Raw genomic sequence first — 960 nt, 5'->3', positions numbered from 1 at the left:
GACGCTGTCTGACGCGGCCACCGAGCGCGTCGCGCGGTTGCCGCTGTCGGCGCTGTTCAACGAAGGCGGCAAGCCGTCCTTCTACGTCGTCGACGACAACGGCGCGCTCACGCTGAAGCCGGTTGTAGTGAAGTCCTACGAGAGCAGCGACGTCGTCATCACCAGCGGCGTGGAAGAGGGCGCCAAGATCGTCGCCCTCGGCGTGCAGAAGCTCGATCCGGGCCAGCGGGTGCGGATCGTGTCGTCACTGTCGTTTTAATCCCAGTCATTCCGGGTCTGGTCCTTCGGACCATCCCGGAACGACGTGGGAAGTGAGTTACGTCCTTGCGAGGCGAGTTTCGGCCCGAGCGCAAATGCGAAGGCTGAAGCGGCGAAGCGATCCAGAATCTGCCCAGCCCCCTGGATTGCTTCGCTGCCTCGCGATGATGGGTTGAATAGAGTGGCTGTCGTGTTTTTGGCAACTGGATCGTCTTTTCGGAGAGAGCGATGAAGCGTTTCAACCTTTCGGCCTGGGCCGTCAGCCATCCGACGCTGGTTCTCTTCCTGATGATCGTGCTCGGCGTCGCCGGCTTCTTCTCCTATGAGAAGCTCGGCCGGGCCGAGGATCCGTTCTTCACGGTGAAGGTGGTCAACGTCTCCGTGATCTGGCCCGGCGCCACTGCGCAGGAAATGCAGACGCAGGTCGCCGACGCCATCGAAAAGAAGATTCAGGAGCTGCCCTATTTCGAGAAGGTGCAGACCTATTCCAAGCCCGCCTTCACCGCGCTGCAGGTGACGTTCCGCGACAACACGCCGCCGAAGGACGTGCCTTATCTCTTCTATCTGCTGCGTAAGAAGCTGGTCGACGTTCAGGGCCAGCTGCCCTCGGGCATTCTGGGACCCGTCGTCAACGACGAGTTCTCCGACGTCGACTCCATCCTCTACATGATGACCGGCGACGGCGCCGACTATGCCCAGCTC

At 61.5% G+C, this 960-nt stretch carries 1 protein-coding gene and 1 pseudogene; both read left to right on the top strand.

Going from position 1 to position 960, the window contains the following annotated elements:
* Positions 1–259: pseudogene (locus tag MOV74_RS39070) on the top strand (efflux RND transporter periplasmic adaptor subunit); the annotation flags it as partial.
* A gap of 227 nt (positions 260–486) precedes the next feature.
* The coding region (locus MOV74_RS39065) for an efflux RND transporter permease subunit (RefSeq protein WP_246932937.1) at positions 487–960 on the top strand (474 nt) is incomplete at its 3' end.

Origin of the sequence: Bradyrhizobium sp. SHOUNA76 (genome assembly GCF_023006445.1) — a bacterium.
Lineage (GTDB): Bacteria > Pseudomonadota > Alphaproteobacteria > Rhizobiales > Xanthobacteraceae > Bradyrhizobium.
The sequence above is the reverse complement of the archived record's forward strand: the minus strand, read 5'-3'. Positions and strand labels throughout refer to the sequence as shown.